Below are 24450 nucleotides of genomic sequence, written 5' to 3'. Positions count from 1 at the left end.
TCTGCCCACTTTGTTGTTGCCGAAACGGATGTCATCAATCAAATTCAAAGATAACCCTGCTGATTTTGACCAGCACCTGATGTTTCCATCGAACATCTTCGACCTGCTGCCACCAGATCATGATTGCTTCGTTTTTGAAGATATCTTCAAGCATATCGACACCTCTGAAGTGGAAAAGCAGTATCACCATCTTGGCCAGAATGCCTACCACCCACGACTGATTATATCGATCCTGATCTATGCCTATAGCCATGGTGTGTTCAGCTCCAGGGAGATTGAACGGCGCTGCAATCAGGACTTGGCTTTCATGTATATCGCCAAACAGCACTGCCCAAATTTCCGGGTGCTCAGTGACTTTCGTAAAAACCAGGCCACCTTTTTTAAAAGCAGTTTCAAACAGAGCGTGCTGCTCGCCCGGGAACTACAGATGGCCTCGCTGGGCCACATCGCTCTTGATGGTTCCAAATTCAAAGCCGACTCATCAAAGCATAAGGCCATGAGCTACGCACGACTTAAGGCCAAAGAAGCTGAATTAATGGCTGAAGTTGAGGCCCTGATTAAAAAAGCCGAAACCAGTGACAGTGAAGAGGACGATGCTTATCAGCAGGAGACTGGCTACAGCATTCCTGAAGACTTGCAATTCAAGCAGGAACGGTTAGAGAAAATCCAGGAGGCCAAAAAAGCGCTTGAAGAACGGGAACAGGCCCTGAATCCCGATAAGCCGATAGACGACAAAAAGCAAATCAGCTTTGCTGATCATGATGCCAGGATCATGGGTAAAAAAGGCAGTGGCTATCAGTACAGTTATAACGCCCAGATCAGCGTCGACAGCGATAATGGTATCATTGTTGGCCAGCACATCAGCCAGCATGCCAATGACAAGCAGGAAGTAAAGCCTGCACTTGAAGCCATTGCAGAAGCAACAGATAACGCGTCCATTGGCAAAATGAGTGAGGATAATGGCTATTACTCAGGGCCCAACCTGCAAGCGTTTGATGATGCGAACATTGACGCTTACATGGCTACGGATCGACAGGAGAAGCCTGCAACAGAGGGACTGGAAGACTCTGACAGAAAGTTTGTCAAAGCGGATTTTATTTACCATGAAGCAGACGACAGCTTTACCTGCCCTGCCGGTGAGAAGCTGATTTATAACACGGCTAGCAAAGCAAAACACAAAAGCTACCGCGTCAGTAAAGATATCTGCCGGGATTGCCCGTTACGTAAAAGGTGCAGTGGTGACAACAAAGACCCGGGGAAAGTGATTCGCACAGACCGCCACGAAGCCATACGCCAGGCGATGAACCGCAAAATGGAAACCAAAGAGGCCAAAGCGGTTTATGAGCGTCGCAAGGTGATTGCGGAACCGCCTTTTGGCCAAATCAAGAACTCAGGATTCAGAGGGTTCAGTGTCCGGGGTAAGGAAAAAGTGGCTGGAGAATTTTCACTGGTCTGCAGTGCTTATAATTTCAAAAAAATTGTCAAATCGGTTTCAACGGGATCAATCCGTCTTGAAGAAGCAAAAAGGCTTAAAATGGCAGCATAAAGGCAAGCAAAAGGGTAAAAAACGCAATTTTTACCCCAAAACAGGCTAAATTTAGGTCAATATTTGATCAGCCAAGAAAATGCTGAAGCTTTCGTTTTTTCAATAGCTAGTTCTCGGACAGCCTCCTAGGGTTGTTTTTGTATCGTCAAGGTTTCAGTAGTGGAAGCGGCATTGGAGTATAAACAGGTTATCGTTACTGTAGGCGTATACCAATCGATGTTCCTGGTCAATCCTGCGCGACCAGAATCCTGAAAAGTTACCTTTCAGGGGCTCAGGTTTGCCTGTGCCTTCAAAGGGGGTACGCATACATTCTTTAATGAGCTTTCTTAGTTTCCTGGCTTTTGGCTTGTCGTTGTCCAGCCAGTATTGGAAGTCTTCCCATGCTTCTTCTGCCCAGCTTAACGTGATTTTTTTCGGGGTACTCATAATTCAGGCAGATCCCTTTTAATGCCCTTATTAGCTTTGAATTGTTCAGCGGCGGATTTCAACCGACGGGCATTTTCAGGTGACGAGAGCAGATACAGCGTTTCCATCAGGCTGTCGTAACTTTCTTTCGACATAACTACCGCATCTTCTGCGTCACGCCGGTGAATGACGGTGTGGGTTGCATCATTAACAACGCTGTCCAGAACCGCTTTGAGGTTTTTTCTCATTTCTGTGTAGGAAACCACATTCATTTTATTTTCCATATACCTGTACGTGATAAAGTACAAGTGTAATTGACTCTTGTTATTTGGCAAGAAAAACCCGAGGCTTTATCTTGCTCCGCTTTTATCGCTGGTAAACATTTATACTTGATGGCCCGGTTGATTCCAGCCAGGGTGTTTTCTTCTTTTTTATCGCTTCGTTAATTTCTTATGAAAATCGCAATTGCCGGTACAGGCTACGTAGGCCTGTCCAACGCCGTTTTATTAGCCCAGCACAACCAGGTGATGGCCGTTGATATCATTGCCCAAAAGGTGGATATGATTAACGACCGACTATCGCCTATTGTGGATGTGGAAATTGAAGAGTTTCTGGCCAACCGTGAATTAAACCTCAGGGCAACCACCGATTCGCAATTGGCCTATGCTGATGCGGAGTTTGTGGTTATTGCCACGCCAACGGATTATGACCCAAAAACTAACTAGTTCTCGTCCAAAAACACAACCAATTGAAAACTGTAGATTTTATCCTGAAAAATTAAGTGGAGCCCTACTGCTATCTGGCGACTAAACTTCCCAAGAGCAAGAAACATAAGGGATTGCCAAAAACAGAGGACTCCAAATGCGCAAAAAACGCAACCCGCAGTGTAGTATGGAACTCCATTACGTACCTCATGAAATCTGCTCCCAGCTTTCCGGTATCTCGCAATGGCTTGACGCCCATCCACAGTTCAATGACTGGATTTATGAGGACTTAAGTTCTGGTGATAAACAGAACACTGGGCGGAACGGACTATCAGCAGAATCCGTTCTTCGTGCGGCACTCCTGAAACAGTATTTGAATTGTGATTATGACTACTTGTCGTTTGTTTTGATGGACTCCATGCTCTTTCGAGACTTTTGTCGCCTCGAACCAAACCAGCGCCCCAGTCGCTCCAGTTTGCATGGGCTCATCAGCCTTCTTACTGCATCTACATGGGAACGGATTAATAACTGTCAGCTAATGACCGCTAAAGATCAGGGTATTGAAAAAGGGCGCACTGTGGCTATTGACAGCACAGTCACCGAATCGGATATCAAACCTCCTTGCGACAGTGATCTTTTAGCCAGTTCCGTTAAAGAAATTTGTCGGCTGCTGGAACGGGGACAAACACTGACAGCGACACCGCTTTATGAATATACCCATCACAACCGAGCCGTAAAAGATGCGGCCAGAAAATGCATCTACGCTGGCAAAGAAGAGCGGCATCAGCATTATAAAAAACTGCTGCAGTTGACCCGAAAATCCCGGAAGGTACTTATCGAAGCTACTGTCACGCTAGCAAACGCCCGTCAGCAGGGGCAGTGTCTCCTGGCTGATGATGCCGACAAGTGGCAGGCCGATGTGGATCACCTGTTACCCCTGGTGGATGCAATAGTCTCCCAGACAGAGCGCAGGGTCTTTAAGGGTGAAAAGGTGCCAGCCCAGGAAAAAGTGGTTAGCCTGTATGAACCCCATACGGATATCATCGTAAAAGACAGGCGGCAAGTACAGTATGGCCATAAACTGAACCTGGTTCAGGGAAAAAGTCGATTGATCCTGGACCTGGTTATTGAGGAAGGTAACCCAGCGGATTCGGACCAATTCATTCCGATGATGGAAAGACAAAAAGAAATTTATGGTCGTGTACCTCGCCAGACGTAATTTCTCAAAAACTGCTGGCAGCACCACACGGAAGATGACGTGAAGCCTCCTCAATCAGGTTACTCAATCTCGGAAATAACCCATCGCCCATTAGTCGGCTTTTCAGATAATCCCAAAAAGAGAGACCATACAGGCGACACGTTTTTTTCAGGCTGGCAAAGGTGTCGCGACATTGCCGCCCCAAATCGCTTCGCGTCCCACTACTGATCTTTCGTCGTTTAACATATTCTCGTATCTGACTCTCGCTCAGGTTGTTGTGCAGCGGTAAGCTCGGGTCATCCAGAACCAGTAATAGCTCTTCCTTGATTACAGCCAACCCTGACAGAGCATCCTGAAGAAGCCCACTGCACGTTTGGGTTTGGATCAGCGCCTGGAACCCCTGTCGTACTTTTATTGCCTTTTTTTCAGTTGGCTCTGTCTTGAAGTCTTTAAGGTCATCGTAAATGGCCCAGAACCATGTCCGAAGCCATTTCTGAGCCATGGCCTGCTGATCATTGACCGGATGAACTTTTGCCAGCCCTCGCTCTGCATGTATCCAGCACTGGCTGTGTTTGAAAACGTCGAACTGCCTTGCCCCATCACTGAAGGTGGTAAGATGTCCTGCTCCATGCTGTATCAGGCTGCCATAAATCATGGCTTCACTGGCCTGCTGGCGCCGTCTACCAGTTAGTCTCAGGTCTTTCATACATTCTTCCCAGGCTTCATGGCTCAGGAAGGTGACGCCTCTGTATGGATTAAGAACGCGTAGCCACTTTTTGGGTAATCCAGTTTTCCAGATAGATCAAGGCATCGTCGGTGAACGTGTAAGTTGACCATGGGCGGTGCAGTAGGCTTACGAAATTTTCCCGGCTTTTGCTGTCTGTGCTCTCGAACCAGGCAAAGGACTCGTTATTGATGATGGTGCAGTAACCGTTCTTCCCCTTATGCCTTGTTCCCGTGTCGTCTGTCTGGATATAACTTGAACAGCGAATACCTGTAGTCAACAGCTCATCTTTCTCAGCATGGAACTGCTCGTGTCCTTTCGTCAGAAGCTGGCTGAGTTCCCCGCTGGAAATAGAGATTCCAATGTCCCATAGCCAGTCCAGCAGTTCTGGCTGGGTAACGGAGCAACCATGATACTGGTGCAGAACGTAGGCCTGCAGCATTGGCCCGTAATGATGTCCATGAAGGCTGGCTGGCGGTTTGGCCGTAATGGTTTGTCCATCGGGTGTCACCCATTGCTCTAAAAGATATTCAATACTGGATGTTTGTATTGTCAGTTCCTGAACATGAAAAGGGGTGGTTCCATTCCTGATTGATCCCTCCGGAACATCAGTGGCAGCAATGGGTATGGATTTTTCCGCCGATGGCTTTCGGGGCTGTTTACGCTGCTTTCTGGTTTTCTCGTTGGGCTTCTTAACCTTCTGCTTTGACGAGGTGTCTGGGCTGGCTCCATCGTTACCCTCAGGAGCGGATGGATCTCCATCAGGGCTGCCGGTGTCATCATCGGGAGGTTTGGTGTTTGGTTTGATGTCAGGCTTTGCGGGCAGTTTTTTTAGACGACGAATCTCTGCTTCAAGCAATTCTATCTGCTCTTTGAGCTGAATGATCTGCTCTTGCTGCTGAGTGATGAATCTCAGTAGATCTTCAGGTTGTAACTGCTGGTGTTCTAGAAAAGCCATGGTGAGAGGATAGACGACTGACCGAAATTATCCTGCTTCCAGCACTTTTTGAGAAATTACCGCCAGACAAGCGGTGACGGCGGATACGCGTGTCGCGCTAATTTGGAAAAAGCCAAGGCCATGGGAATCAGCGATGTAGCTTTTAATAAGAAGCGCGGACTTGAAGTCGAAGAGATGACTAAAAGTCAGTATGTGTATAAAACGCTCTTTCGCTTCCGGGCAGGTATTGAAGCGGGAATTTCGTGGCTAAAGAGATGTTTTGGGCTATCACGTTGCCACTGCAAGGGTTCTGAGCGTTTTGATTCTCATTGCTGGTTATCGGTGGTCTGTTACAACCTGGTGATTCTGGCCAGACACCCGGCACCATCCTGATAGCCACCTCCACGCTACATGAAAGTACCTTTCCAGCATGGTGGGAGGATGTTTTCTGCCTGCTTTTCGCGTTTTTCTCCAATATCCGTCCCAGATTAGAGAAAAAAAGGGAAGAGTTTTTGCGGCTCTCTGGAATTTCAGGAAATATCAAAACGAACGTACAATTTAATTATGATTGCCTGATGCGTTTTTGGACGAGAACTAACTACTTTAATACCGCTTCTGTGGAGGCGGTGATTAAACAGGTCATGGCGATTAATCCCAATGCGGTGATGGTGATCAAATCCACAGTGCCTGTTGGTTATACCCAGCGCATTAAAGAAGAGCTGGGCTGTGACAATATTATTTTCTCACCGGAATTTCTGCGGGAAGGTAAGGCGCTGTACGACAATCTGCATCCCTCCCGCATTATTGTCGGTGAACAGTCAGAGCGGGCGGAACGGTTCGCCCGGCTACTGGTAGAAGGTGCCGAGAAAACCGATATCCCGATGTTGTTTACCGATTCCACCGAAGCGGAAGCTATCAAGCTGTTCTCCAACACCTACCTGGCCATGCGGGTGGCATACTTTAATGAGTTGGATACTTACGCCGAGGTTCATGGCCTGGATGCCCGCCAGATTATCGAAGGGGTGGGTTACGACCCGCGGATCGGCGGACACTACAATAACCCCTCCTTCGGTTACGGCGGTTACTGCCTGCCCAAGGATACCCGACAGCTGCTGGCCAACTATCAGGATGTGCCCAACAATATTATTGGCGCCATTGTGGATGCCAACACCACCCGCAAGGATTTTGTCGCCGAGTCCATCCTCAAGCGCAAACCACAGGTGGTGGGTATTTACCGCCTGATTATGAAGGCGGGTTCCGATAACTTCCGGGCATCGTCCATCCAGGGCATTATGAAGCGCATCAAGGCCAAGGGCGTTGAAGTGGTAGTGTATGAGCCGGTGCTGGATGAACCGGAGTTTTACCATTCCCGGGTGATCAAGGATCTGGAGGAGTTCAAGCAGATGGCAGATGTGATTGTCTCCAACCGTTTGGTGGATGATCTTGCCGATGTGCTGGATAAGGTTTATACCCGTGACCTGTTTGGATCGGATTGAAAATCGTCGGGGCGATTTTGTTGAAGCGTTGAAGGTTTAAGCGTTTAAAAGAGCTTTGCAACGCTTTAACGTTTAAACCTTCTTTTTGTGTGATTTTATTCTTAATACCAATTTTTGTGCTATATTGATCCTCTGGAGGGTTCATTATGGTATAGGATATGGGTAAAACTAGATTTGAGTACGATATAGCCAAAAGCCATGCCAACCGGGATAAGCACGGTATTGATTTTGATGAGGCTACGGCTCTGTGGGAAGACAGTAACCTCGTCTGCCTGCCGTCAACAGTCAAAACCGATGAACTGAGGTTGCTCTTTATTGGTCAAATAAAATCAAAGCACTGGACAGCGATAGCGACTCAGAGGGGTGAGTGTCTCAGGATTATTTCAGTGCGTCGCTCTCGAAAAAATGAGGTGGATCTTTATGAAAGCTGAAGACATTGACAAAAAGTTTGATTCCGGAGAAGACGTGCTGGAATACTTTGACACCGATAATCCCCTTCGGCCCAACCTGGAAGCCAAAAGGGTTAATATTGATTTCCCCGCCTGGGTGGTTAATGCCCTGGACAAAGAAGCCAATGCCATAGGTATTAGCCGTCAGGCCCTGATTAAAACGTGGATTGTTGACAGAATCAGGCATCCTTGACCGGGCAAAAAACAGGACGAGGTCTTGATTCTTGTTGTTGAAGCGTTGAAGGTTTAAGCGTTTAAGCATTTAAGCGTTTAAAAGAGCATTGGAACCTTTTAACGCTTGAACGTTTCATCTATACAAAACAACTCCCACACAATGCTTTACACAAAAACTGTCCAGCCTGACTGCTCATTCATTACCAATGGCTGTAACGTTTCAGCGTTTAAACGTTGCAACGCTGAAACGCTTTAACCTTCTTACCGAGTGTTTATGTTAAAAAAATGCCTGTTCCCCGCTGCCGGTTACGGCACCCGTTTTCTCCCCGCCACTAAAAGCATGCCCAAAGAGATGATGCCGGTGGTCTCCAAACCGCTGATTGAGTACGGGGTTGAAGAAGCCCTGGAAGCCGGGCTGGCGGATATTTGTATGGTCACCGGTCGGGGCAAGCGAGCCTTGGAAGATCATTTCGATGCCAACTATGAGCTGGAACACCAGATTGCCGGGACCGATAAGGAATCCCTGCTGACTAATATCCGCCAGTTGATTAACCGGTGCTCTTTCTCCTACACCCGGCAACGGGAGATGAAAGGGCTTGGCCATGCTATTCTCAGTGGCGAATCGCTGATTGGCGAACAGCCCTTTGGCGTGGTACTGGCCGATGACCTGTGCATCAATCCGGATGGCCCAGGTGTGCTGTCGCAGATGGCTTTGCTCTACAAACAGTTCCGTTGCTCTATTGTGGCGGTGATGGAAGTGCCGGAAAACGAGGTGCATAAGTACGGCGTAATTGCCGGGCAGGCCATCTCCGATGATTTGATCCGGGTGGAAACTATGGTGGAGAAGCCTCCTAAAGAGGATGCGCCCAGCAATCTGGCCATTATTGGCCGCTACATTCTGACACCGGATATTTTCGACCTGATTCGGGATACTCAACCCGGAAAAGGTGGTGAGATCCAGATTACTGATGCCCTGATGATGCAAGCTCAGCGTGGCTGCGTACTGGCTTACAAATTCAAAGGCAAGCGTTTTGACTGTGGCAGTATCGAGGGCTTTATCGAAGCGACCAACTATTGCTACGACAAACTTTATTAACAATCGCTGGGCGATTTTTGTTTAAGCGTTTAAACGTTTCAACGTTTTAGCGCTTTAACTTTTAAACACTTCAACATTCTCATTTATGACGTATTTGGATATTGCTGGTTGGTTGCACAGAAACCCGGTTTTTCGGTTATTGCCTGTTAATCATCTTGGAAAAATTTCTGAATCCGATGGCTGTGGCTTTGAATGGCATGCGACGGGTGATGACCCTGCCTTTAAGGTGAAATGCAAAAAGCGGTTACCCGTTGGATGGTACATGTTGACCGTGAAGGTTAAAGCGGATTGTACTCGCCTGGCGGGGAAGCTCTATCTGGATTATGGCAAGGGTATTGATGAAGCTGAAGCACTACGTTTGCCTTTAACCAGCGGGAAAACTTTGAAAAGGGTCTGTTATTTTCCTGAGCTGCCTGTTGCCATGCGTTTTGATCCAGCGGAAAACACCTGTCGCTTTTCCATCGATTCGTTCAGCATGAGCAAGTTGACGGCGGGGTATGCAAAGCAATTGATGCTGAAAAAGCTGAATGCCCGTCGTTCCACAGAGTTGGACTCGTCACTGTCGCTGGATGCTATTTATCAGGCTTACCATGCGTTATTTGAGCCTTGCCAGACTACGATGACTTATCCTCAATGGGTAGCAAGTCATGAGGGCAGGCACTTTGGTGAAGAGAATATCGCCAGGTTTTGGCAGCAGATCGAGCGCAAACCGTTTTTTTCTGTTCTGGTGGCCACCTATAACACGCAAGAGACGTTTCTTCGGGCATGTATTGAATCCGTTATCCAACAATCCTATGGCCATTGGGAACTGTGTATTGCTGATGATGCTTCTACGGATGAGAAGGTTCGGGATATTATCCGGGAGTATGCCAGTCAGGATGACCGCATTAAAATGGTGTTTCGAGAAACCAATGGTCATATTTCTGTAGCCAGTAACAGTGCCCTGAAGCTGGCTGGCGGTGAGTATATCGCCCTGCTGGATCACGATGATGTGCTGACCAAGCATGCACTTTTGATGATGGCAGCGACGATCAATAACCATCCGGATGCCAAACTGATTTACTCCGACGAAGATAAGATCGATGAGCAGGGTCGGCGGTTTGAGCCCCATTTCAAGTCGGATTGGAACCGTGACCTGTTTTACTCGCACAATTATATTACCCATTTGAGCGTTCTGGATCGGTCACTGGTGAACGCAGTGGGTGGCTTTCGCCCCAGTGTTGAGGGCAGCCAGGATTACGATTTGCTGTTGCGTTGTATGGCGCGGGTAGGTAACCGGGAGATTGTTCATGTTCCCCACATTCTCTATCACTGGCGGGCCATTGAAGGATCAACAGCGCTAACCTCATCTGCCAAGGATTATACGACGGAAGCCGGATTGAAGGCGCTGCAGGACTTTTTTGCCGCGACACCTCTGGATGTAAAGGTGACAAAATCCGGGCTGGCTAATTGTTATCGGGTGATCTGGCCGCTGCCTGTGCCTGCGCCTCTGGTTAGCCTGTTGATTCCGACCCGTGATGGCTATGCGCTGCTGAAACAGTGTATTGATAGCATTGTTACCAAAACCACCTATGCTCATTACGAAATCGTGGTGCTTAATAATCAGACCACCTGCCAAAAAACACTTAACTATTTTGAGGTACTAAAGCGTTCCCCGACTATTCGAGTGGTTGATTATGACCAGCCCTTTAACTATTCCGCCATGAATAATATGGGGGCTACCCATGCGCGGGGTACTATTCTGGGGCTGATCAATAACGATATTGAGGTAATATCCCCCGAGTGGCTGGATGAGATGGTACGTCAGGTGTCCCGGCCCGATATTGGTTGTGTAGGGGCTAAATTGCTGTACCCGGATGATCGCATCCAGCATGCTGGCGTTGTGCTCGGTATCGGCGGTGTGGCAGGCCACAGTCACAAATATTTCTCAAACCGGAATCCTGGTTATTTCTCCCGGCTAAGACTGACCCAGAACTATTCTGCTGTAACCGCAGCGGCTATGTTGGTTCGCAAGTCGGTATTTGAGGAAGTGGGGGGGCTTGAGGAGAATCATCTCAGGGTCGCTTTTAATGATATTGATTTCTGCCTGAAAGTGCGGGAAGCGGGGTATCGTAATCTTTGGACACCCTACGCTGAGTTGTACCACCATGAGTCGGTAAGTCGTGGCCACGAGGATACGCCGGAAAAGCAAGCGCGTTTCCGAAAGGAAGTGGAGTTTATGAAGGATAAGTGGTGTGAACAGTTAACCAGTGACCCATGTTATAGCCCCAACCTGACATTGATGCATGAAGATTTTTCTTACCGCATTGAACCGGAAGTGATCGATTCAGAGGCAAAGGTTTGAGTACACCAATTTTACTGCTGGGCCCTTCCGGGGTTGGCAAAACCACTGTCACCAAGTATGCCTTGGGCAAAGTCAAACATATCACCTGTCTGGTGCTTGATAATATTGCCCATAAGCACGCCAGAGAACAGGGGTTAATTGATAGGCGGGAAGACCTTAATGCCTTAATTTGTGCATTGGATGGCAATCGTGACCGCTTGCTGGATTTTGGTCGGGCTGCTCTGGAAAAGGAACTTGCACAGACTGATGAGGGGCCGGTTGTGGTTGATGTGGGGACCGGTTTTCTGGATGCCAGCCACTCTCTGGACTGGATAACCGGGCAGCAGGCGATTGCCATCACTGCGGATTCTGCCTGTGCCTATGATCGCTTTCGTAAAGCGCGAAAGCTGGATATTTCCTATGAGCAATATGCCATTACCCAGTTCTCCCGGAAACGAAGAACGATTTATGATCATGCGGGTGTTGTTATCAAGTCAGACCATTTGTCTGAGCAGCAGCTTTGCCGGTTGTTTTTACTGACCCTGATTGGTTGCCTTGAACCAGAATATGCCCGCCTGGCGCTGAATGGATTGGTAGACTGTGATCTTTAACCGAAGCAGGCAAGGGCTTTTCCAGCCACTTGGGCAGTATACGGTACCTTCGACAAATCATTGGGTGGTTGTCGGGAACTGCTCATCAGCAACTATTGATTGTAACTGTTCAGCACCCCCACATAAATCTGGAATTTTCTGATTTTTATACCATCCTCTTAAGCACCATTTTTCCACAATATTCGCCAGCATGATTCCAGAACTACCCGCAACTATGTCGGCTGAGATTCTCTTGAAAGAGAATGCAGAGCTGCGGATGAGAGTTGCCTGTCTGGAAGAGCGATGTCGAGAATTGGAAGAAAAGGTTGGCAAGAACAGTCAAAACAGCAGCAAGCCGCCATCGTCTGATGGTTATCAAAAACCTTGTAAAAACAGTAATTCTCCAGATCATTCTGACGACCTTTCCGCAGATAAAGGTACCGATCCATCGGATGAAAAACCCAATCCTAAAAGTCTGAGACAGTCTTCTGGTAATAAAGCCGGTGGAAAGAAAGGGCATCAGGGCACTTGTCTTAAACAGGTCGATATCCCTGACTATATTGAGTACCTTCCGGTTAAAGAATGCAATAAATGTCAGGCGTCTCTTCTTGATAGTGAGCCGGTCAAATATATTGAACGACAGGTGTTTGAACCAGGGAGACCGGGTGAATTTGAAGTAACGGCCCATAGAGCTGAAGTAAAAATCTGCACTTGTGGTTGTCGGAATCAGGCTGAATTCCCGGAAGGTGTTACCGCTGCCGCACAATATGGCTCAGCCACACAGGCTATGGCCGTCTATCTTAACCAATACCATTTCCTGCCTTTTAAGCGCGTGTCAGAGTATTTTAATACTCTCTATAAAATGAGTGTAAGTGCAGGCACTGTCGCCAATTTTGTGGCCAGAACCTATGAAAATCTGGCTTCTACTGAAGAGGTTATTCGTGACGCCTTGCGGGAATCGTCTGTTGCCGGAGCCGATGAAACGGGTATGCGGGCCGAGGGCTCTTTGCACTGGCTACACGTTATGCGGGATGAACAATGGACGCTCTACTACTTGTCTGAAAAGCGAGGTCGTGAGGCCATGGACACGATGGGCATACTGCTAACATTTGCAGGCGTTCTGGTTCATGATCATTGGAAATCCTATTTTGCATATGCGGCAACTCACGTACTTTGCAATGCCCATCACCTGAGGGAGCTTTTGGGTGTTGTTGATAGGGACAGCAATCAACTGGCGTTGCGATTGATGAAGCTACTGAGGCTTTCCTGGCATTACTGCAAGGGCTTTAAGACCATAGGTATGCTACAGATGCCAAGTGTTGTCTGTGAACGAATCGAGAAGATTTATGACCGGTTGCTTCAGCGGGCTCTAATGAAAGAAGTCGTCTATATGGAGAAGCAACGAGAGGAGCTTAAGCGCAAGAAAGTCAAGAATACTAAAGCTTACAATCTCTTCAAACGACTCACTGAGTTCAAGGCTGAGACACTGCGCTTCATGTCAGATTTTACCATTCCCTTCGATAACAATGGCAGTGAGCGGGATGTTCGAATGGCCAAGTTAAAGCAGAAAATCTCAGGCTGCTTCAGGAGTGCAGACGGTGGTTCTATGTTTGCACGGATTCGCAGCTATTTGTCGTCTGCCAGAAAACAGGGAATGGACATATATCAATCACTTCATAGAGCTGTTCGGAATTACTGTAATATGCCTTTGCTCAGTGCTGAATAGTTACTATTGATTTTTACTTTCGATCCCGTAAAACGTGGCCGACAAGTTATATCGAGCTGGATGCAGGTGATGAAGCGCTATTAACGCAGTTATGGTCCCGTGTGCCGGAAGGCGCTTTGGTTATTCTGAGCCGTGATGTGCCGATTGAGTGGCTGCAGCGTATTATGGCCATTGCAGCTCGTCTTTCCGGTGTTGTTTGGTTTATGGATGATGATATTCCCGGAGCGGTTCAGGATAAGACGCTACCACCGGCTTACCGAAAGCGATTGTCGGGTTGGTACAACAAAGCGTATCCATTACTGAGAACGCTTTGTGACAAGGTCTGGGTTTCGACTCCGTATCTGGCCCAAAAATATGGCCTGCCAGAGTCTGCGGTATTGTCTCCGGTTGAGCCAGAATGCCCGGTTCCGTCACCACTGATTCGCTGCTTTTACCATGGCAGCAGCTCTCATACACAGGAGTGGGGGTTCGTTCGGGAGGTGGTAAAACTCGTTCAGGCACGTAATCCCCATACCTGGTTTGAGTTGATTGGGGATCATGGGTTGTATCGCCAGTTTCGGGGTATTCCGAGAATATCTATTCTGCACCCCATGCCCTGGCCAGACTATCTGGCCATGACTTCCTCAAGAACCATGGATATCGGGCTGGCACCGTTAATGGTTACGCCATTTAATCTCGCTCGCTCCCATACCAAGTTTCTCGATATTACCCGGCAGAAAGCCGTGGGGATTTATTCGGAACGGTTCTCCCATGCCCAGGCCATTGAGGAAGCCGGGGCAGGGATTGCGTTGCCGGATGACCCTGAACTTTGGGTTACCGGTATTGAAGCATTGCTGAAAAAAAACCGTGGGGTAATGTTGAACCGGGCGCAGGCATTGGTAACAGCTTGGCAGAATGAGAGTAATGTTTTACCACATTGTGAGCGAGAGAAATAACGGCACTGGTAGCGGGCTTGCCTAGATTGGGCTGACTACGTTGATGTAACGATGATTGAATGAAAAGCCGGAGTAGCTATTTGCTGCTTCCGGCTTTTTTTTACGACGGAAAAACACTATTCCAGGCTCTCAAATCATTTTCATGATTCGAGCCGGGCAACTATTACATATCGATATGCAGCCCTGCAGTGAGTCCTTTAATGGTATCTGAATGCCCATTATCATTATCGGTTTCCATATCATAATGGCGATAACCAGCCTGAAGATAAATAGCGGGCAGTAACTGGAAACGGGCTCCGGCACTGATGTCGGTTACGGTAGCATCGGTGTTTTTTGCGTAGTTCAGTTTGCTGTAGTAAGAAATCTGGCTGCCCGGAAACCATTCAGCATCGGCAACCGCCATGGGCAGGGTTTCGTTGTAATGGCGACTGCCACTGATATTGTGCAGGCCTGCGCCCAGGTCGATGGAGACCAGGTCGTTATCCAGGATTTCGTAGTAGCCGAAGGCGTCTACATTGTTCAAACCGTCCACATCGCCCTCAAGCGTAGTTGCACGCAGGGCAACGTTGGGCAGTAGAGGCACAGGGTGCTCGATTTGGGCATAAGCGGAGCCTGCTTTGCCGTGATCTTTGGTATGCCAGTAATCCAGTCCGGCCTTTGCACCGATAATATCTGCCTGGGCCAGTGTACTGGTAAGTAATAGCAACGATAAGCTGATCGTTTTTTTCATCAGAGTAGGTTTCGGTTTACGCGGTTAAGATAGAAATTAGCGTGTACTGTACAGTGCATTCTACAGTGTGTATTTAGGGTTTTACCGAAGCCTCTGCACCATCTGTTACTCTTCTGGCGGTTTCTATTCTGACTTAGCATCGTTGCTTATTACTTTTCAAGGCTTTATTCGTGAATCTCCCGATTGGGCCGGCGGATAAAGACTGATACAGTCGTTTTTTATTGGCCTGAATCAAAGGTAGGTAGTTACAACCTTGAGCCATTTCCTGTCTCTTTCTGCCGGCATTGTCCGTGCCCCTGAGTTGAAGGCGTTGCTTCAGGGGACCTTAGACCTGTATAAGCCCTGGCATCAATGGTTGGGTATATACCCTGAAGTGGAGGCGGTATTGGGCTGGGGTATGAAAGCCAATACGGCAAAAGCAACAGCCCTGGCAGAAAGGTTGCAATTACCCTTCTGGCGACTGGAAGACGGTTTTATCAGCTATCTTGGGCACCCGGCATTGGGGGATCGTCGTTTTTCTCTAATCGTGGATAAGACCGGTATTTATTACGATGCTACGCAATCTTCTGACCTGGAAAACCTGCTTAATAATCCATGCTGGCTAACGCCGGAACTGGAAGACCGCAGCGTTAATCTTATTGATACCATTTGCACCCACCATATCAGCAAATATAACCATGAGCCGGTTGGCCTGTGGCCGATGCCTGCTGAAAGTATTGGCAAGCCCAAAGTGTTGGTGGTGGACCAGACGTTTGGGGATTGTTCTGTATCCTTCGGCATGGCTAATGGGGAAAGTTTTAAAGCAGGCTCTATTTGATTTCCGAACTGCTCTGCAGTGAAAATTGGATGTGGACCACGCAATGTAAGGCTTGAGGGCAAATTGCCGAGCAAAGCTCTGAGAGCCTTTAATGATAAGTGCTTCAGCCAGGTTCAATCTGGGAACAGTCTGTAATCCAATAAGAGCCTTAAAGCAATGCTGAATGCGGCATTGCAGGAGAATCCTGCAGCAGAAGTGTGGGTTAAGGTTCATCCGGATGTGGTTTTGGGTACCAAGCAGGGCTATTTCCCGTTGGAATATGGCCATATAAAGGGTGTGACGGATGCGCGGGTTAAGGTGCTGGCGGATAAGGTCAATGCCCAATCACTGTTCCCGCACTTTTATAAGGTGTATGTGGTAACTTCCCAACTGGGGTTTGAAGCGCTACTGCACAATAAGCCGGTGGTCTGTTTTGGTGTTCCTTTCTACAGCGGCTGGGGACTGACCGATGACCGGGTAGGTTGTGATCGTCGTGTTCAGAAGCATACGCTGGCCAGTCTGTTTGCTGCGGCCTGTCTGCTGTATACCCGGTATATTGACCCGGAAACCGGCGAACCCGGTGAGCTTGAAGATGTTGTGGAGCTGATTGCGTTGCAAAGACAAAACCAACGACCTCAGGTTGATCGGCTTTACACATTGGGTTTCAGTCTTTGGAAGCGAGCCTTTGTGAAAGAGTTTGTTGCCGGGCTGGCGGGTGAAGTGGTCTTTGTTGGTAACCATCAGGCGTTGAAAAGAAGGTTATTAATGGATACTGGCAATTCAGGCTTGCTGGTGTGGGGACGAAAGCCGTTACCGGAAGGGGTTGAGGCCGGTTCGATGCCGGTCTGGCGAATGGAGGACGGTTTTATCCGCTCCTGTGGTCTTGGAGCCGATCTGCGCCGGCCAGCCTCCCTGGTGCTGGATGACCGGGGTATTTATTACGATGCCACTACGCCCAGTCGGCTTGAGTATCTGCTCAATACTTTCGAGCTTTCCCCGGAACAGGGACAGAGGGGAGAAGCGTTAGTTTCCCTGCTGATACAGCAGCGAATCAGCAAGTACAATCTGGTTGGTCGTGGCAATACACCGTTTGTTGATGCCAGGCCCGGGCAGCGTCGTATTCTGATTACCGGACAGGTGGATTCTGATGCCTCGTTAAAATTCGGCAGCCCGGTGATCTTTCGCAATATTGATCTGCTAGCTCGGGTTCGTCAATGGCTGGATGACGAAGGCATTAATGCCTATGTGGTTTATAAGCCCCATCCGGATGTGGTTCAGGCTGGCAGGCAGGGCCATGTGCCCGAGGCTGAGGCTCTGAAGTATGTTGATCGGGTGGTGACCGACAGCGATATTTTTGATTGCATCAGCCAGTGTGATGAACTCCATGTGATGACTTCCCAGGCCGGTTTTGAAGCACTGCTTCAGGGGAAAACAGTAAATTGCTGGGGGATGCCATTTTATGCAGGCTGGGGGCTAACCCATGACCATATGGCGGGGAGTGCTATTGACCGTCGGCAGCGTTCCCGAACATTGGCGGAACTGGTTTATCTGGCATTGTGTGAATACCCCCGGTATGTGCACTGGCAGACCCGGCGCTTTACCACACCGGAAAGGGTGGTAAGGGAGCTTGCCCGGCAACGAGCCCGGGCTAATGGGCATTACCGGGATAGTGGCTGGCTGGGGCGCAAGCGTCGAAAGGTGCAGTTTTTACTGGAAGTGATCAGAGCCTGACGGGCGCTGATTCGGACCCTATTTGAGGTAATAATAAGCAGTGGCAGTAATGCAGTCGCCATCGATTCTCTTTCTTCAGGGACCGCTTGGTCCTTTTTTTCGGGAAATGGCTCGAGAGTTTTCTACCCATGGCTACATCACCCATAAGATCAATTTTAATGGTGGGGATCGCTTTTACAGTGGCGCTGACCACTGCATGGATTACACCGGTTCGGTCAGTCAGTGGCCTGACTTTCTGGAAAGCTATTTGTTGAAGCATCAGATTCGGGCGGTGTTTCTCATGGGGGACTGTCGTCTGTATCATCGGTTGGCCAAGCCGGTCTGCGAGCGTCTGGGTGTCCAGTTTATGGTGTTTGAGGAGGGCTATCTCCGACCGGATACCATTACCCTGGAGCGAGGGGGAGTGAACGATCTCAGCGCTCTGGATTTTTCGCTTATAGGGCTGGCGTCAGCCTCCAGTCAGCGATTGAGTGCAGAGGTGCCTATGCCCCCATCAATGAGTCATAGAACGAGGTATGCTGCGCTCTATTACTGGGCTGCCTGGTTTCAGCGTGAGCATTTTGCTGGTTATCAGCACCATCGGGCTTTTTCTCCTGTGGTGGAGCTGTCTCTTGATCACAAATAGCTACCTTGTTCTATCATTTCTCACTGATAAAACAGGTCATGCTTCCACTTTCTCCTAAACCATGGTCAGAACTAACTTTTGGATGTGCTGATTTGGGCGATACTCGACGTACAAAACGACTTGTCAAAGTTGCTGCCGAGCTTTCAGCTCATACCGGTAATTCTTTGTCATCTTCATGCGAAGGTTATACCGCACTGGTAACTGGAGCTTACCGGCTGATTGAGAATGAGGCCGTAAAGCCTGAAGCAATAGCTGAGGCAGGCTTTCAGGCAACTGCCAAAATAGCGAGACAGTCTCGCCTACTTCTGGCTCTCGAAGATACAACAACCCTGGGTTATAAACATGCTGTCAGATCCGAGCTTGGTGATCTTGGAGGTCCTGAAGGCTCTAAAACCAGAGGATTCCACGTCCACTCTGTCTTCTTGGTTGATGCGGATACAGAGCGAAGCATTGGGCTTATTGATCAAGAACGATGGGTTAGAGAGGACGTTCAGCGGGGGAAAAAGAACCAACGTCGTCAGCTACCTTACGAGGGAAAGGAAAGCTTTAAGTGGCAAAGAGCCTCTGAAAACACAGAACAAAGGATGGGGGGTAAAATGCCTGACATCATCAGTGTTTGCGACCGGGAGGCGGATATATACGAATATATGCACTACAAACTGGATAACCGACAGCGGTTTGTTGTAAGAGCTACACAAAACAGAATCCTGGTGGATGGCGAACTCTTATTATTTGATTCCTTAGCTCAGGCTGAAGTGTTGGGGAAATATACGATAGTGGTTCCTCAAAAAGGAGGTAGAAAGAAGCGAAAGGCAACGCTGCAGGTCAAAAGAAAGAAGATGACAATACAGGCGCCGCAAAGGCCAGGCGGCAGGCCGGAACCGGTAACTATGAATATTGTGTCGGCTGAAGAGATTGGCAATGACTCCGAAGACCGTTTGCACTGGGTACTATTGACAACTGAAGATATTGAAACATTCGAAGACTGTCGCTCTATCATTCGATTTTACGAGCTCCGATGGCGAATAGAAGAGTTCCATAAGGCTTGGAAATCGGGAGCAGGAGTAGAAAGGCTTCGTCTGCAATCTCCGGATAACATTGAACGACTTGCGGTCATATTAATGTTTGTCGCTGTCAGACTAATGCAAATCCGTGAAGCATTAATGTTACCGAATGACAGGCAGCACAAAGACAGAAAGCTTTGGAGTGAAAAAACACTCGCGAATGAGGTGGTCAGTGATGATGAATGGCAGGTTCTCTGGCTAACCTATGAAAAAAAAGCGTTGCCCGATAAGCCGCCAACAGTCACTTGGCTGCTTCAAACGATTGCTCGGCTTGGTGGTTGGGGTGATTCAAAGCATACAGGGCAGCCCGGCTGGTTAGTGGTATGGGAAGGCTGGGCGAAATTGCAGGATCGGGTAAAAACCTGGCAGATAGCCCGGCAGTTCAGCGCTGGAGAGATGTGATCAAGAGTCAGGTGGTGGAGGGGGCGAAATGGTTGCGGGGCTTTGCCCGTAAATATTTAAACAGGAAGAATGACCATTGTCTTGAGCAGCAACTGACCGGAGAGCTCAGTGGCCGTTTTTTCCTGGTAGCCCTGCAGGTACACGATGATTCACAGATGCTTTTCCACTCGGATTACCCATCGGTAGAAGCCTTTATTGAAGAAGTGATTGCTTCGTTTGCTGATTTTGCAGATCACAGGGATTTTCTGGTGTTAAAGCATCACCCGATGGACCGGGGTTATACCGATTATCAACAGGTCATTGAACAGTTGGCTCTGCGCTACGGTGCGGTGGGCCGTATTATCTATTGCCATGATATTCCGCTGCCTGCCCTGTATCACCATACCCGGGGAGTGGTGACGGTCAACAGCACGGTCGGTATTTCTGCGCTGCTCCATAACCTGCCGGTGAAAGTAACAGGCCGGGCCTTTTACGATATTCGCCACCTGACTTCTCAATGTTCTCTGGACCAGTTCTGGAAGGCACCGGAGCCGGTACATTCGGAGTTGTTTAACCGTTTGCATTCGCTTATTTTCCGGGAGAGTCAGATTAACGGCAGTTTCTTTAATGAGCTAGCCCTGACTTGCCGGAATGCGCGACTCTTTTATGAGCAGAAGTTTGCACCGATGTCTGTTGAGGACATTGTCAATGTGGTGGAGCCGGTGCAAGTGGTTGCTAATGGGGAGCAGACGGTAGCCTGAACGGTGTTAATTTATTTTGGCAATTAAAAAATAGTTAATTCTTTAAAAAAAGTATATTTATATCGCTATAGGAATTTAAAACTCCATCAATACTGATAGATATCGCATGAGCAAGACAGCTCAGTGATTTCCTCGAAGTTAATCAGTAAGGAGTTTGAATCATGGAGAAGGGATCTCTCCGCGGTATTGTCCTAGCGATGGCAATTACCCCCGCATTATCTTCCGCTTATGATCTCACGCCAGATGGTGCTTCCATCGGTTATGGTCACTATCTACAAAATAAAGCTGAACTCAATGATTACCGTGCCAGTCTTCGTTGGGACTGGAATAGAAACTGGTTTGAGGATTCCGACACTTGGCATTTGACCGGTTTTTCCGACCTGGCCGTGAATTTCTGGACCAGCCAGCTTGGACCGGAAGATGAGCCAAGCCCAGATGGTGCTGCGGATGTCTACGCTATCAGCTTTTCTCCTGTGTTCCGTCTTGAACATAATACCTCGGACTGGATGCGACTTTTTGTCGATGCCGGGGTTGGCCTCAGTTATCAATCCAAAAAAGATATTGAAAAGAAATTGAAGTCACCGATCAATATGGGTGGGCATACGCAGTTTGAGATTCGTACGATGCTGGGCGCTCGCTTTGGTGGGCAGATGCAGTATGAAATGTCTGCCGGGTGGTTTCACTATTCCAACGCTGATTTCCATGACCAGAATGAAGCGCTGGATTTTGGAGTGGTGCAGTTTGGGTATTGGTGGTGATAAGTCAGTAAGGATGCGTTACATGGCTGGGTTGGGTCAGAAGGCCCATCCGTGGCCGTTACTTCTTCCATGAAACGCGATTGAGTGATCCTTACTGTAGTGGATGCATGGTTTGTGCCAATTGTTAATTTCAGTAATTATCCGGGATTAACGCGGTTAGCCTGCTTGGTAAGTGGGGGAACTTGTGTGCCGCCTACGCAGATTTGCCACAGTAGTAAACACTAACCCTGAGTAAACTTTTCTGAATTATCCTTCCCTGGCACTTTATCGAACGCTGCGGTTTCTGGCCGATAGTATTGCCGTTCGATCCATTCCAGTGCCTTGTGAAATGCCTGTCCACCATACCTGGCGCAGCTGAATCGACGGGTGTGAACGGTATCTGATGTATCGCCTTCCTCAAGCTGAAAATGCGCCTTCCAACCGGTTTCTCCATCCTTCAGTTTATATTTTTCGATCTTGATCATAACCGGTGATGTTTCCCTTTGTTGCTGGTTACAGGTTTGATGTGTGCCTATTCTCCTGAAGGTGCGCAATTATTAACCATATATAATGTGCAAGTATTGATACGTATCAATGCCTATTATTGCCGTGCTTTGAATGGTAAAGCTATGGTTGAATTGTGTGGCCGATTAATAACCGGCCAGCTCTGATATGGCTACGTGTTTGCGCTCCGGACTGGTGTGGAGATATTTGGCGGTTACATCCAGCGACTCATGACCCATAAGTTCCTGGATGGTGACCAGGTCGACACGGAGTTCGGCAAGGCGGGTGCCGAAGGTATGGCGTAATCCATGGAAATCGATTTTTCCGGTCAGGCCTGCCGCTTCCCTGGCTTTATACCAGCGCCGGTCTATGTACTTGTCACAGGCTCGCTGGCCAGAGTTGTTCGGGAAGACCAGTTCGGTGTAGCCCGTTTGATCGAGCCAGTCATTGAGTATGCTGGAGGAAATTTCATTCATGGGGATGTAGCGGGTCTGGAGTGATTTGGTGCGCACTTTCTTTTTTGGGTGACTGTCGGAACGGTCCCCCATACCCACCACAGTGATGACTCCGGATGCAAAATCGATGTCGTTTACCTTGAGGTTGAGCAGTTCTCCTTTGCGCATGCCGGTGTGGATGGCCACCATCACTAATGGCCTGAGCATATCGGCAAATTTGCCTTCCTGGTTATCCAGATCCCGGCGGTACTCATCGTATTCATCCAGACCGGCCAGGAGTCGTTTCTCATACTCCCGGGTCAGATATTTGATCTTCTTGCTTTTGTCCTCTTTGAGACGTTTGACTTCCGACATCGGGGTTTTCTCCAGATAACCAGCTGCGACGGCTTTGGTCAGAATGCCTCGAAGATCATTCATAATCCGGTTGCCACCGGAGGGCGCTCCAGGGTAATTGTTGAGCCACTTTCTCATATCAAAGGGGGTTATGTGGGACATAGGCTTATCAAGCCATTTGGAAAAATGCCGCTTTATATTTTTCTCAGCTTCATCTGCCGTCGGCTCGGGGGTGACGCTTCTGAAGTCACCTTCAATAAACGCTCTCAGGGTATTTTGTCGAGCTTTTTCAATCTCCTCACGTCGCTCACGCTTTTGTTCCTGGGGATCGTTTCCCGTTGCTACATCACCGGCAGCCGCTCGTGCCATGGTGCGGGCCTGATCGACGGTAACTTCACCATGCTTGCCAAGAGGATGCTTGCGGTTGGTGCCGGTAACGGGCGATTTGTACTCGTAGTAGAAATACTTCCCGGTTTTTTTTGACTGGCATGAAAAGCCACGGATCTCATTATCCCTGAGGGCTTTTTCTCCCATTTTTGATACACTGCTTTCTGTGATTTTCTTTATCATCTCTAATATCTCCGAGCATTGTTTTTATTGATTCGGACTAGATTCGGACTCAAAACGCCGAAACGGTCTTACATTATTTTGGTATGCTCTTACTAATTAGCTCGGAATGCTAGTAATATCAAGGGCTGCAGAGGTGGGTTAATGTTGGTATTATGGTGCTGAATGGTAGGGTTTCTATGGGTTTCCCTCCCCATGCGAGAGTAGGTCATCGCCAGGCACCTATTCAAGAAATCCCGATAGAGCAATTTATCGGGATTTTTGTTGTGTAAGATTAAATGTAACTATTCAGCACTGAGCAAAGGCATATTACAGTAATTCCGAACAGCTCTATGAAGTGATTGATATATGTCCATTCCCTGTTTTCTGGCAGACGACAAATAGCTGCGAATCCGTGCAAACATAGAACCACCGTCTGCACTCCTGAAGCAGCCTGAGATTTTCTGCTTTAACTTGGCCATTCGAACATCCCGCTCACTGCCATTGTTATCGAAGGGAATGGTAAAATCTGACATGAAGCGCAGTGTCTCAGCCTTGAACTCAGTGAGTCGTTTGAAGAGATTGTAAGCTTTAGTATTCTTGACTTTCTTGCGCTTAAGCTCCTCTCGTTGCTTCTCCATATAGACGACTTCTTTCATTAGAGCCCGCTGAAGCAACCGGTCATAAATCTTCTCGATTCGTTCACAGACAACACTTGGCATCTGTAGCATACCTATGGTCTTAAAGCCCTTGCAGTAATGCCAGGAAAGCCTCAGTAGCTTCATCAATCGCAACGCCAGTTGATTGCTGTCCCTATCAACAACACCCAAAAGCTCCCTCAGGTGATGGGCATTGCAAAGTACGTGAGTTGCCGCATATGCAAAATAGGATTTCCAATGATCATGAACCAGAACGCCTGCAAATGTTAGCAGTATGCCCATCGTGTCCATGGCCTCACGACCTCGCTTTTCAGACAAGTAGTAGAGCGTCCATTGTTCATCCCGCATAACGTGTAGCCAGTGCAAAGAGCCCTCGGCCCGCATACCCGTTTCATCGGCTCCGGCAACAGACGATTCCCGCAAGGCGTCACGAATAACCTCTTCAGTAGAAGCCAGATTTTCATAGGTTCTGGCCACAAAATTGGCGACAGTGCCTGCACTTACACTCATTTTATAGAGAGTATTAAAATACTCTGACACGCGCTTAAAAGGCAGGAAATGGTATTGGTTAAGATAGACGGCCATAGCCTGTGTGGCTGAGCCATATTGTGCGGCAGCGGTAACACCTTCCGGGAATTCAGCCTGATTCCGACAACCACAAGTGCAGATTTTTACTTCAGCTCTATGGGCCGTTACTTCAAATTCACCCGGTCTCCCTGGTTCAAACACCTGTCGTTCAATATATTTGACCGGCTCACTATCAAGAAGACTCGACTTTAGAGTTTTAAGAGCACAATAGTTCCGGCGCATAATCTGCTAAAAGCA

Annotated in this window: 27 protein-coding genes and 1 pseudogene; 19 read left to right on the top strand and 9 right to left on the bottom strand. The window is 48.3% G+C overall.

Annotation, left to right across the window (positions count from 1 at the left end; translation table 11 throughout):
- Positions 1-28 precede the first annotated feature (28 nt).
- Positions 29-1546, top strand: coding sequence for an IS1182 family transposase (locus tag MJO57_RS30850; RefSeq protein ID WP_252017502.1), 1518 nt, complete (start codon positions 29-31; stop codon positions 1544-1546).
- 153 nt (positions 1547-1699) lie between these two features.
- Here MJO57_RS30850 and MJO57_RS30845 read toward each other — a convergent pair whose 3' ends face one another.
- Both MJO57_RS30845 and MJO57_RS30840 read right to left on the bottom strand, forming a co-directional pair.
- On the bottom strand, positions 1700-1972 hold the full coding sequence (locus tag MJO57_RS30845) for a Txe/YoeB family addiction module toxin (RefSeq protein WP_305881900.1): 273 nt from the start codon (positions 1970-1972) through the stop codon (positions 1700-1702).
- The gene (locus MJO57_RS30840; RefSeq protein ID WP_252027147.1) at positions 1969-2223 is read right to left on the bottom strand and encodes a type II toxin-antitoxin system Phd/YefM family antitoxin; all 255 of its coding nucleotides are present in this window, start codon (positions 2221-2223) and stop codon (positions 1969-1971) included. The genes MJO57_RS30845 and MJO57_RS30840 overlap by 4 nt, the downstream gene beginning before the upstream one ends.
- A 180-nt stretch (positions 2224-2403) precedes the next feature.
- Between MJO57_RS30840 and MJO57_RS30835 the strand changes: the two genes are divergently transcribed.
- Positions 2404-2676: a hypothetical protein gene (locus MJO57_RS30835; protein ID WP_371924724.1), complete on the top strand. Its 273-nt coding sequence runs from the start codon at positions 2404-2406 to the stop codon at positions 2674-2676.
- 136 nt (positions 2677-2812) lie between these two features.
- Positions 2813-3874, top strand: a complete 1062-nt coding sequence (locus MJO57_RS30830) for an ISNCY family transposase (RefSeq protein ID WP_252021291.1) — start codon at positions 2813-2815, stop codon at positions 3872-3874.
- Between the two features lie 4 nt (positions 3875-3878).
- Here MJO57_RS30830 and MJO57_RS30825 read toward each other — a convergent pair whose 3' ends face one another.
- On the bottom strand, positions 3879-4559 hold the full coding sequence (locus MJO57_RS30825; protein ID WP_252021289.1) for a transposase: 681 nt from the start codon (positions 4557-4559) through the stop codon (positions 3879-3881).
- A 49-nt stretch (positions 4560-4608) separates the two neighbouring features.
- Positions 4609-5535 carry a transposase gene (locus MJO57_RS30820; protein WP_252021287.1) on the bottom strand — a complete coding sequence of 309 codons (927 nt, stop codon included), beginning with the start codon at positions 5533-5535 and terminating at the stop codon, positions 4609-4611.
- A gap of 48 nt (positions 5536-5583) precedes the next feature.
- On the opposite strand from MJO57_RS30820, the gene MJO57_RS30815 reads away from it, so the two are divergent.
- From MJO57_RS30815 to MJO57_RS30785, 7 genes are all read left to right on the top strand, one after another.
- Positions 5584-5907, top strand: a complete 324-nt coding sequence (locus MJO57_RS30815) for a transposase (protein WP_252021285.1) — start codon at positions 5584-5586, stop codon at positions 5905-5907.
- A gap of 182 nt (positions 5908-6089) precedes the next feature.
- Positions 6090-7010, top strand: a complete 921-nt coding sequence (locus MJO57_RS30810; protein WP_252021282.1) for a nucleotide sugar dehydrogenase — start codon at positions 6090-6092, stop codon at positions 7008-7010.
- A 158-nt stretch (positions 7011-7168) separates the two neighbouring features.
- The gene (locus tag MJO57_RS30805) at positions 7169-7441 is read left to right on the top strand and encodes a BrnT family toxin (protein WP_252021272.1); all 273 of its coding nucleotides are present in this window, start codon (positions 7169-7171) and stop codon (positions 7439-7441) included.
- Positions 7431-7652, top strand: coding sequence for a type II toxin-antitoxin system BrnA family antitoxin (gene brnA, locus MJO57_RS30800; RefSeq protein WP_252021270.1), 222 nt, complete (start codon positions 7431-7433; stop codon positions 7650-7652). The genes MJO57_RS30805 and brnA overlap by 11 nt, the downstream gene beginning before the upstream one ends.
- A gap of 255 nt (positions 7653-7907) precedes the next feature.
- The gene (gene galU / locus MJO57_RS30795) at positions 7908-8729 is read left to right on the top strand and encodes a UTP--glucose-1-phosphate uridylyltransferase GalU (RefSeq protein WP_252021268.1); all 822 of its coding nucleotides are present in this window, start codon (positions 7908-7910) and stop codon (positions 8727-8729) included.
- A 139-nt stretch (positions 8730-8868) separates the two neighbouring features.
- Positions 8869-11073: a glycosyltransferase family 2 protein gene (locus MJO57_RS30790; protein ID WP_252021266.1), complete on the top strand. Its 2205-nt coding sequence runs from the start codon at positions 8869-8871 to the stop codon at positions 11071-11073.
- On the top strand, positions 11070-11663 hold the full coding sequence (locus MJO57_RS30785; RefSeq protein ID WP_252021264.1) for an AAA family ATPase: 594 nt from the start codon (positions 11070-11072) through the stop codon (positions 11661-11663). The genes MJO57_RS30790 and MJO57_RS30785 overlap by 4 nt, the downstream gene beginning before the upstream one ends.
- Before the next feature lie 57 nt (positions 11664-11720).
- Here the strand turns inward: MJO57_RS30785 and MJO57_RS32980 are convergent, their stop codons facing one another.
- Positions 11721-11855: a hypothetical protein gene (locus MJO57_RS32980; RefSeq protein ID WP_256492856.1), complete on the bottom strand. Its 135-nt coding sequence runs from the start codon at positions 11853-11855 to the stop codon at positions 11721-11723.
- Between MJO57_RS32980 and MJO57_RS30780 the strand changes: the two genes are divergently transcribed.
- Together MJO57_RS30780 and MJO57_RS30775 are read left to right on the top strand one after the other, a co-directional pair.
- Positions 11854-13368: an IS66 family transposase gene (locus MJO57_RS30780; RefSeq protein WP_252017330.1), complete on the top strand. Its 1515-nt coding sequence runs from the start codon at positions 11854-11856 to the stop codon at positions 13366-13368. The two genes, MJO57_RS32980 and MJO57_RS30780, sit on opposite strands and share 2 nt — an antisense overlap.
- A 116-nt stretch (positions 13369-13484) precedes the next feature.
- On the top strand, positions 13485-14303 hold the full coding sequence (locus tag MJO57_RS30775; protein ID WP_252021262.1) for a hypothetical protein: 819 nt from the start codon (positions 13485-13487) through the stop codon (positions 14301-14303).
- Positions 14304-14466: 163 nt separating this feature from the next.
- Here the strand turns inward: MJO57_RS30775 and MJO57_RS30770 are convergent, their stop codons facing one another.
- A complete protein-coding gene (locus MJO57_RS30770) occupies positions 14467-15033 on the bottom strand; it encodes a TIGR04219 family outer membrane beta-barrel protein (protein WP_252021260.1) in 567 nt (188 codons plus the stop codon).
- 253 nt (positions 15034-15286) lie between these two features.
- Here MJO57_RS30770 and MJO57_RS30765 point away from each other — a divergent pair, with 253 nt between their 5' ends.
- From MJO57_RS30765 to MJO57_RS30740, 7 genes and pseudogenes are all read left to right on the top strand, one after another.
- Positions 15287-15850: a hypothetical protein gene (locus MJO57_RS30765; RefSeq protein ID WP_252021258.1), complete on the top strand. Its 564-nt coding sequence runs from the start codon at positions 15287-15289 to the stop codon at positions 15848-15850.
- Positions 15851-16003: 153 nt separating this feature from the next.
- Positions 16004-16351 (top strand): annotated as a pseudogene (locus MJO57_RS32975) (capsular polysaccharide biosynthesis protein); the annotation flags it as partial.
- Between the two features lie 243 nt (positions 16352-16594).
- Entirely contained in the window at positions 16595-17560 is a 966-nt protein-coding gene (locus MJO57_RS32970) for a hypothetical protein (protein WP_371924934.1), read from the top strand.
- A 106-nt stretch (positions 17561-17666) separates the two neighbouring features.
- On the top strand, positions 17667-18185 hold the full coding sequence (locus MJO57_RS30755; RefSeq protein WP_252021254.1) for a hypothetical protein: 519 nt from the start codon (positions 17667-17669) through the stop codon (positions 18183-18185).
- Between the two features lie 38 nt (positions 18186-18223).
- On the top strand, positions 18224-19651 hold the full coding sequence (locus MJO57_RS30750) for an IS4 family transposase (protein WP_252018566.1): 1428 nt from the start codon (positions 18224-18226) through the stop codon (positions 19649-19651).
- On the top strand, positions 19648-20391 hold the full coding sequence (locus MJO57_RS30745; RefSeq protein WP_252021252.1) for a hypothetical protein: 744 nt from the start codon (positions 19648-19650) through the stop codon (positions 20389-20391). The genes MJO57_RS30750 and MJO57_RS30745 overlap by 4 nt, the downstream gene beginning before the upstream one ends.
- Before the next feature lie 161 nt (positions 20392-20552).
- Complete coding sequence (locus MJO57_RS30740) at positions 20553-21149, top strand: acyloxyacyl hydrolase (protein ID WP_252021250.1); 597 nt, start codon at positions 20553-20555, stop codon at positions 21147-21149.
- 221 nt (positions 21150-21370) lie between these two features.
- Here the strand turns inward: MJO57_RS30740 and MJO57_RS30735 are convergent, their stop codons facing one another.
- The 3 genes from MJO57_RS30735 to MJO57_RS30725 all read right to left on the bottom strand — a co-directional run bounded on the left by MJO57_RS30735 (position 21371) and on the right by MJO57_RS30725 (position 24435).
- Entirely contained in the window at positions 21371-21613 is a 243-nt protein-coding gene (locus MJO57_RS30735) for a hypothetical protein (RefSeq protein ID WP_252021248.1), read from the bottom strand.
- A gap of 165 nt (positions 21614-21778) precedes the next feature.
- Positions 21779-22990, bottom strand: a complete 1212-nt coding sequence (locus MJO57_RS30730) for a tyrosine-type recombinase/integrase (RefSeq protein ID WP_252021246.1) — start codon at positions 22988-22990, stop codon at positions 21779-21781.
- A 281-nt stretch (positions 22991-23271) separates the two neighbouring features.
- Positions 23272-24435 carry an IS66 family transposase gene (locus MJO57_RS30725; protein ID WP_252021244.1) on the bottom strand — a complete coding sequence of 388 codons (1164 nt, stop codon included), beginning with the start codon at positions 24433-24435 and terminating at the stop codon, positions 23272-23274.
- Positions 24436-24450 lie beyond the last annotated feature (15 nt).

It is taken from the genome of Endozoicomonas sp. SCSIO W0465, from assembly GCF_023716865.1.
Taxonomy (GTDB): Bacteria; Pseudomonadota; Gammaproteobacteria; order Pseudomonadales; family Endozoicomonadaceae; genus Endozoicomonas.
Note: the sequence above shows the minus strand (reverse complement) of the source record. Positions and strands in the feature narration are given on the sequence as shown.

What these genes read in the sequence shown, in the direction of transcription:
- MJO57_RS30850 (WP_252017502.1), top strand. Translation starts at nt 29, where the DNA reads ATGTCATCAATCAAATTCAAAGATAACCCTGCTGATTTTGACCAGCAC.
- MJO57_RS30845 (WP_305881900.1), bottom strand. Translation starts at nt 1,972, where the DNA reads ATGAGTACCCCGAAAAAAATCACGTTAAGCTGGGCAGAAGAAGCATGG.
- MJO57_RS30840 (WP_252027147.1), bottom strand. Translation starts at nt 2,223, where the DNA reads ATGAATGTGGTTTCCTACACAGAAATGAGAAAAAACCTCAAAGCGGTT.
- MJO57_RS30835 (WP_371924724.1), top strand. Translation starts at nt 2,404, where the DNA reads ATGAAAATCGCAATTGCCGGTACAGGCTACGTAGGCCTGTCCAACGCC.
- MJO57_RS30830 (WP_252021291.1), top strand. Translation starts at nt 2,813, where the DNA reads ATGCGCAAAAAACGCAACCCGCAGTGTAGTATGGAACTCCATTACGTA.
- MJO57_RS30825 (WP_252021289.1), bottom strand. Translation starts at nt 4,559, where the DNA reads ATGAAAGACCTGAGACTAACTGGTAGACGGCGCCAGCAGGCCAGTGAA.
- MJO57_RS30820 (WP_252021287.1), bottom strand. Translation starts at nt 5,535, where the DNA reads ATGGCTTTTCTAGAACACCAGCAGTTACAACCTGAAGATCTACTGAGA.
- MJO57_RS30810 (WP_252021282.1), top strand. Translation starts at nt 6,090, where the DNA reads ATGCGTTTTTGGACGAGAACTAACTACTTTAATACCGCTTCTGTGGAG.
- MJO57_RS30805 (WP_252021272.1), top strand. Translation starts at nt 7,169, where the DNA reads ATGGGTAAAACTAGATTTGAGTACGATATAGCCAAAAGCCATGCCAAC.
- brnA (WP_252021270.1), top strand. Translation starts at nt 7,431, where the DNA reads ATGAAAGCTGAAGACATTGACAAAAAGTTTGATTCCGGAGAAGACGTG.
- galU (WP_252021268.1), top strand. Translation starts at nt 7,908, where the DNA reads ATGTTAAAAAAATGCCTGTTCCCCGCTGCCGGTTACGGCACCCGTTTT.
- MJO57_RS30780 (WP_252017330.1), top strand. Translation starts at nt 11,854, where the DNA reads ATGATTCCAGAACTACCCGCAACTATGTCGGCTGAGATTCTCTTGAAA.
- MJO57_RS32980 (WP_256492856.1), bottom strand. Translation starts at nt 11,855, where the DNA reads ATGCTGGCGAATATTGTGGAAAAATGGTGCTTAAGAGGATGGTATAAA.
- MJO57_RS30770 (WP_252021260.1), bottom strand. Translation starts at nt 15,033, where the DNA reads ATGAAAAAAACGATCAGCTTATCGTTGCTATTACTTACCAGTACACTG.
- MJO57_RS32970 (WP_371924934.1), top strand. Translation starts at nt 16,595, where the DNA reads ATGGATACTGGCAATTCAGGCTTGCTGGTGTGGGGACGAAAGCCGTTA.
- MJO57_RS30755 (WP_252021254.1), top strand. Translation starts at nt 17,667, where the DNA reads ATGGCTCGAGAGTTTTCTACCCATGGCTACATCACCCATAAGATCAAT.
- MJO57_RS30750 (WP_252018566.1), top strand. Translation starts at nt 18,224, where the DNA reads ATGCTTCCACTTTCTCCTAAACCATGGTCAGAACTAACTTTTGGATGT.
- MJO57_RS30740 (WP_252021250.1), top strand. Translation starts at nt 20,553, where the DNA reads ATGGAGAAGGGATCTCTCCGCGGTATTGTCCTAGCGATGGCAATTACC.
- MJO57_RS30735 (WP_252021248.1), bottom strand. Translation starts at nt 21,613, where the DNA reads ATGATCAAGATCGAAAAATATAAACTGAAGGATGGAGAAACCGGTTGG.
- MJO57_RS30730 (WP_252021246.1), bottom strand. Translation starts at nt 22,990, where the DNA reads ATGATAAAGAAAATCACAGAAAGCAGTGTATCAAAAATGGGAGAAAAA.
- MJO57_RS30725 (WP_252021244.1), bottom strand. Translation starts at nt 24,435, where the DNA reads ATGCGCCGGAACTATTGTGCTCTTAAAACTCTAAAGTCGAGTCTTCTT.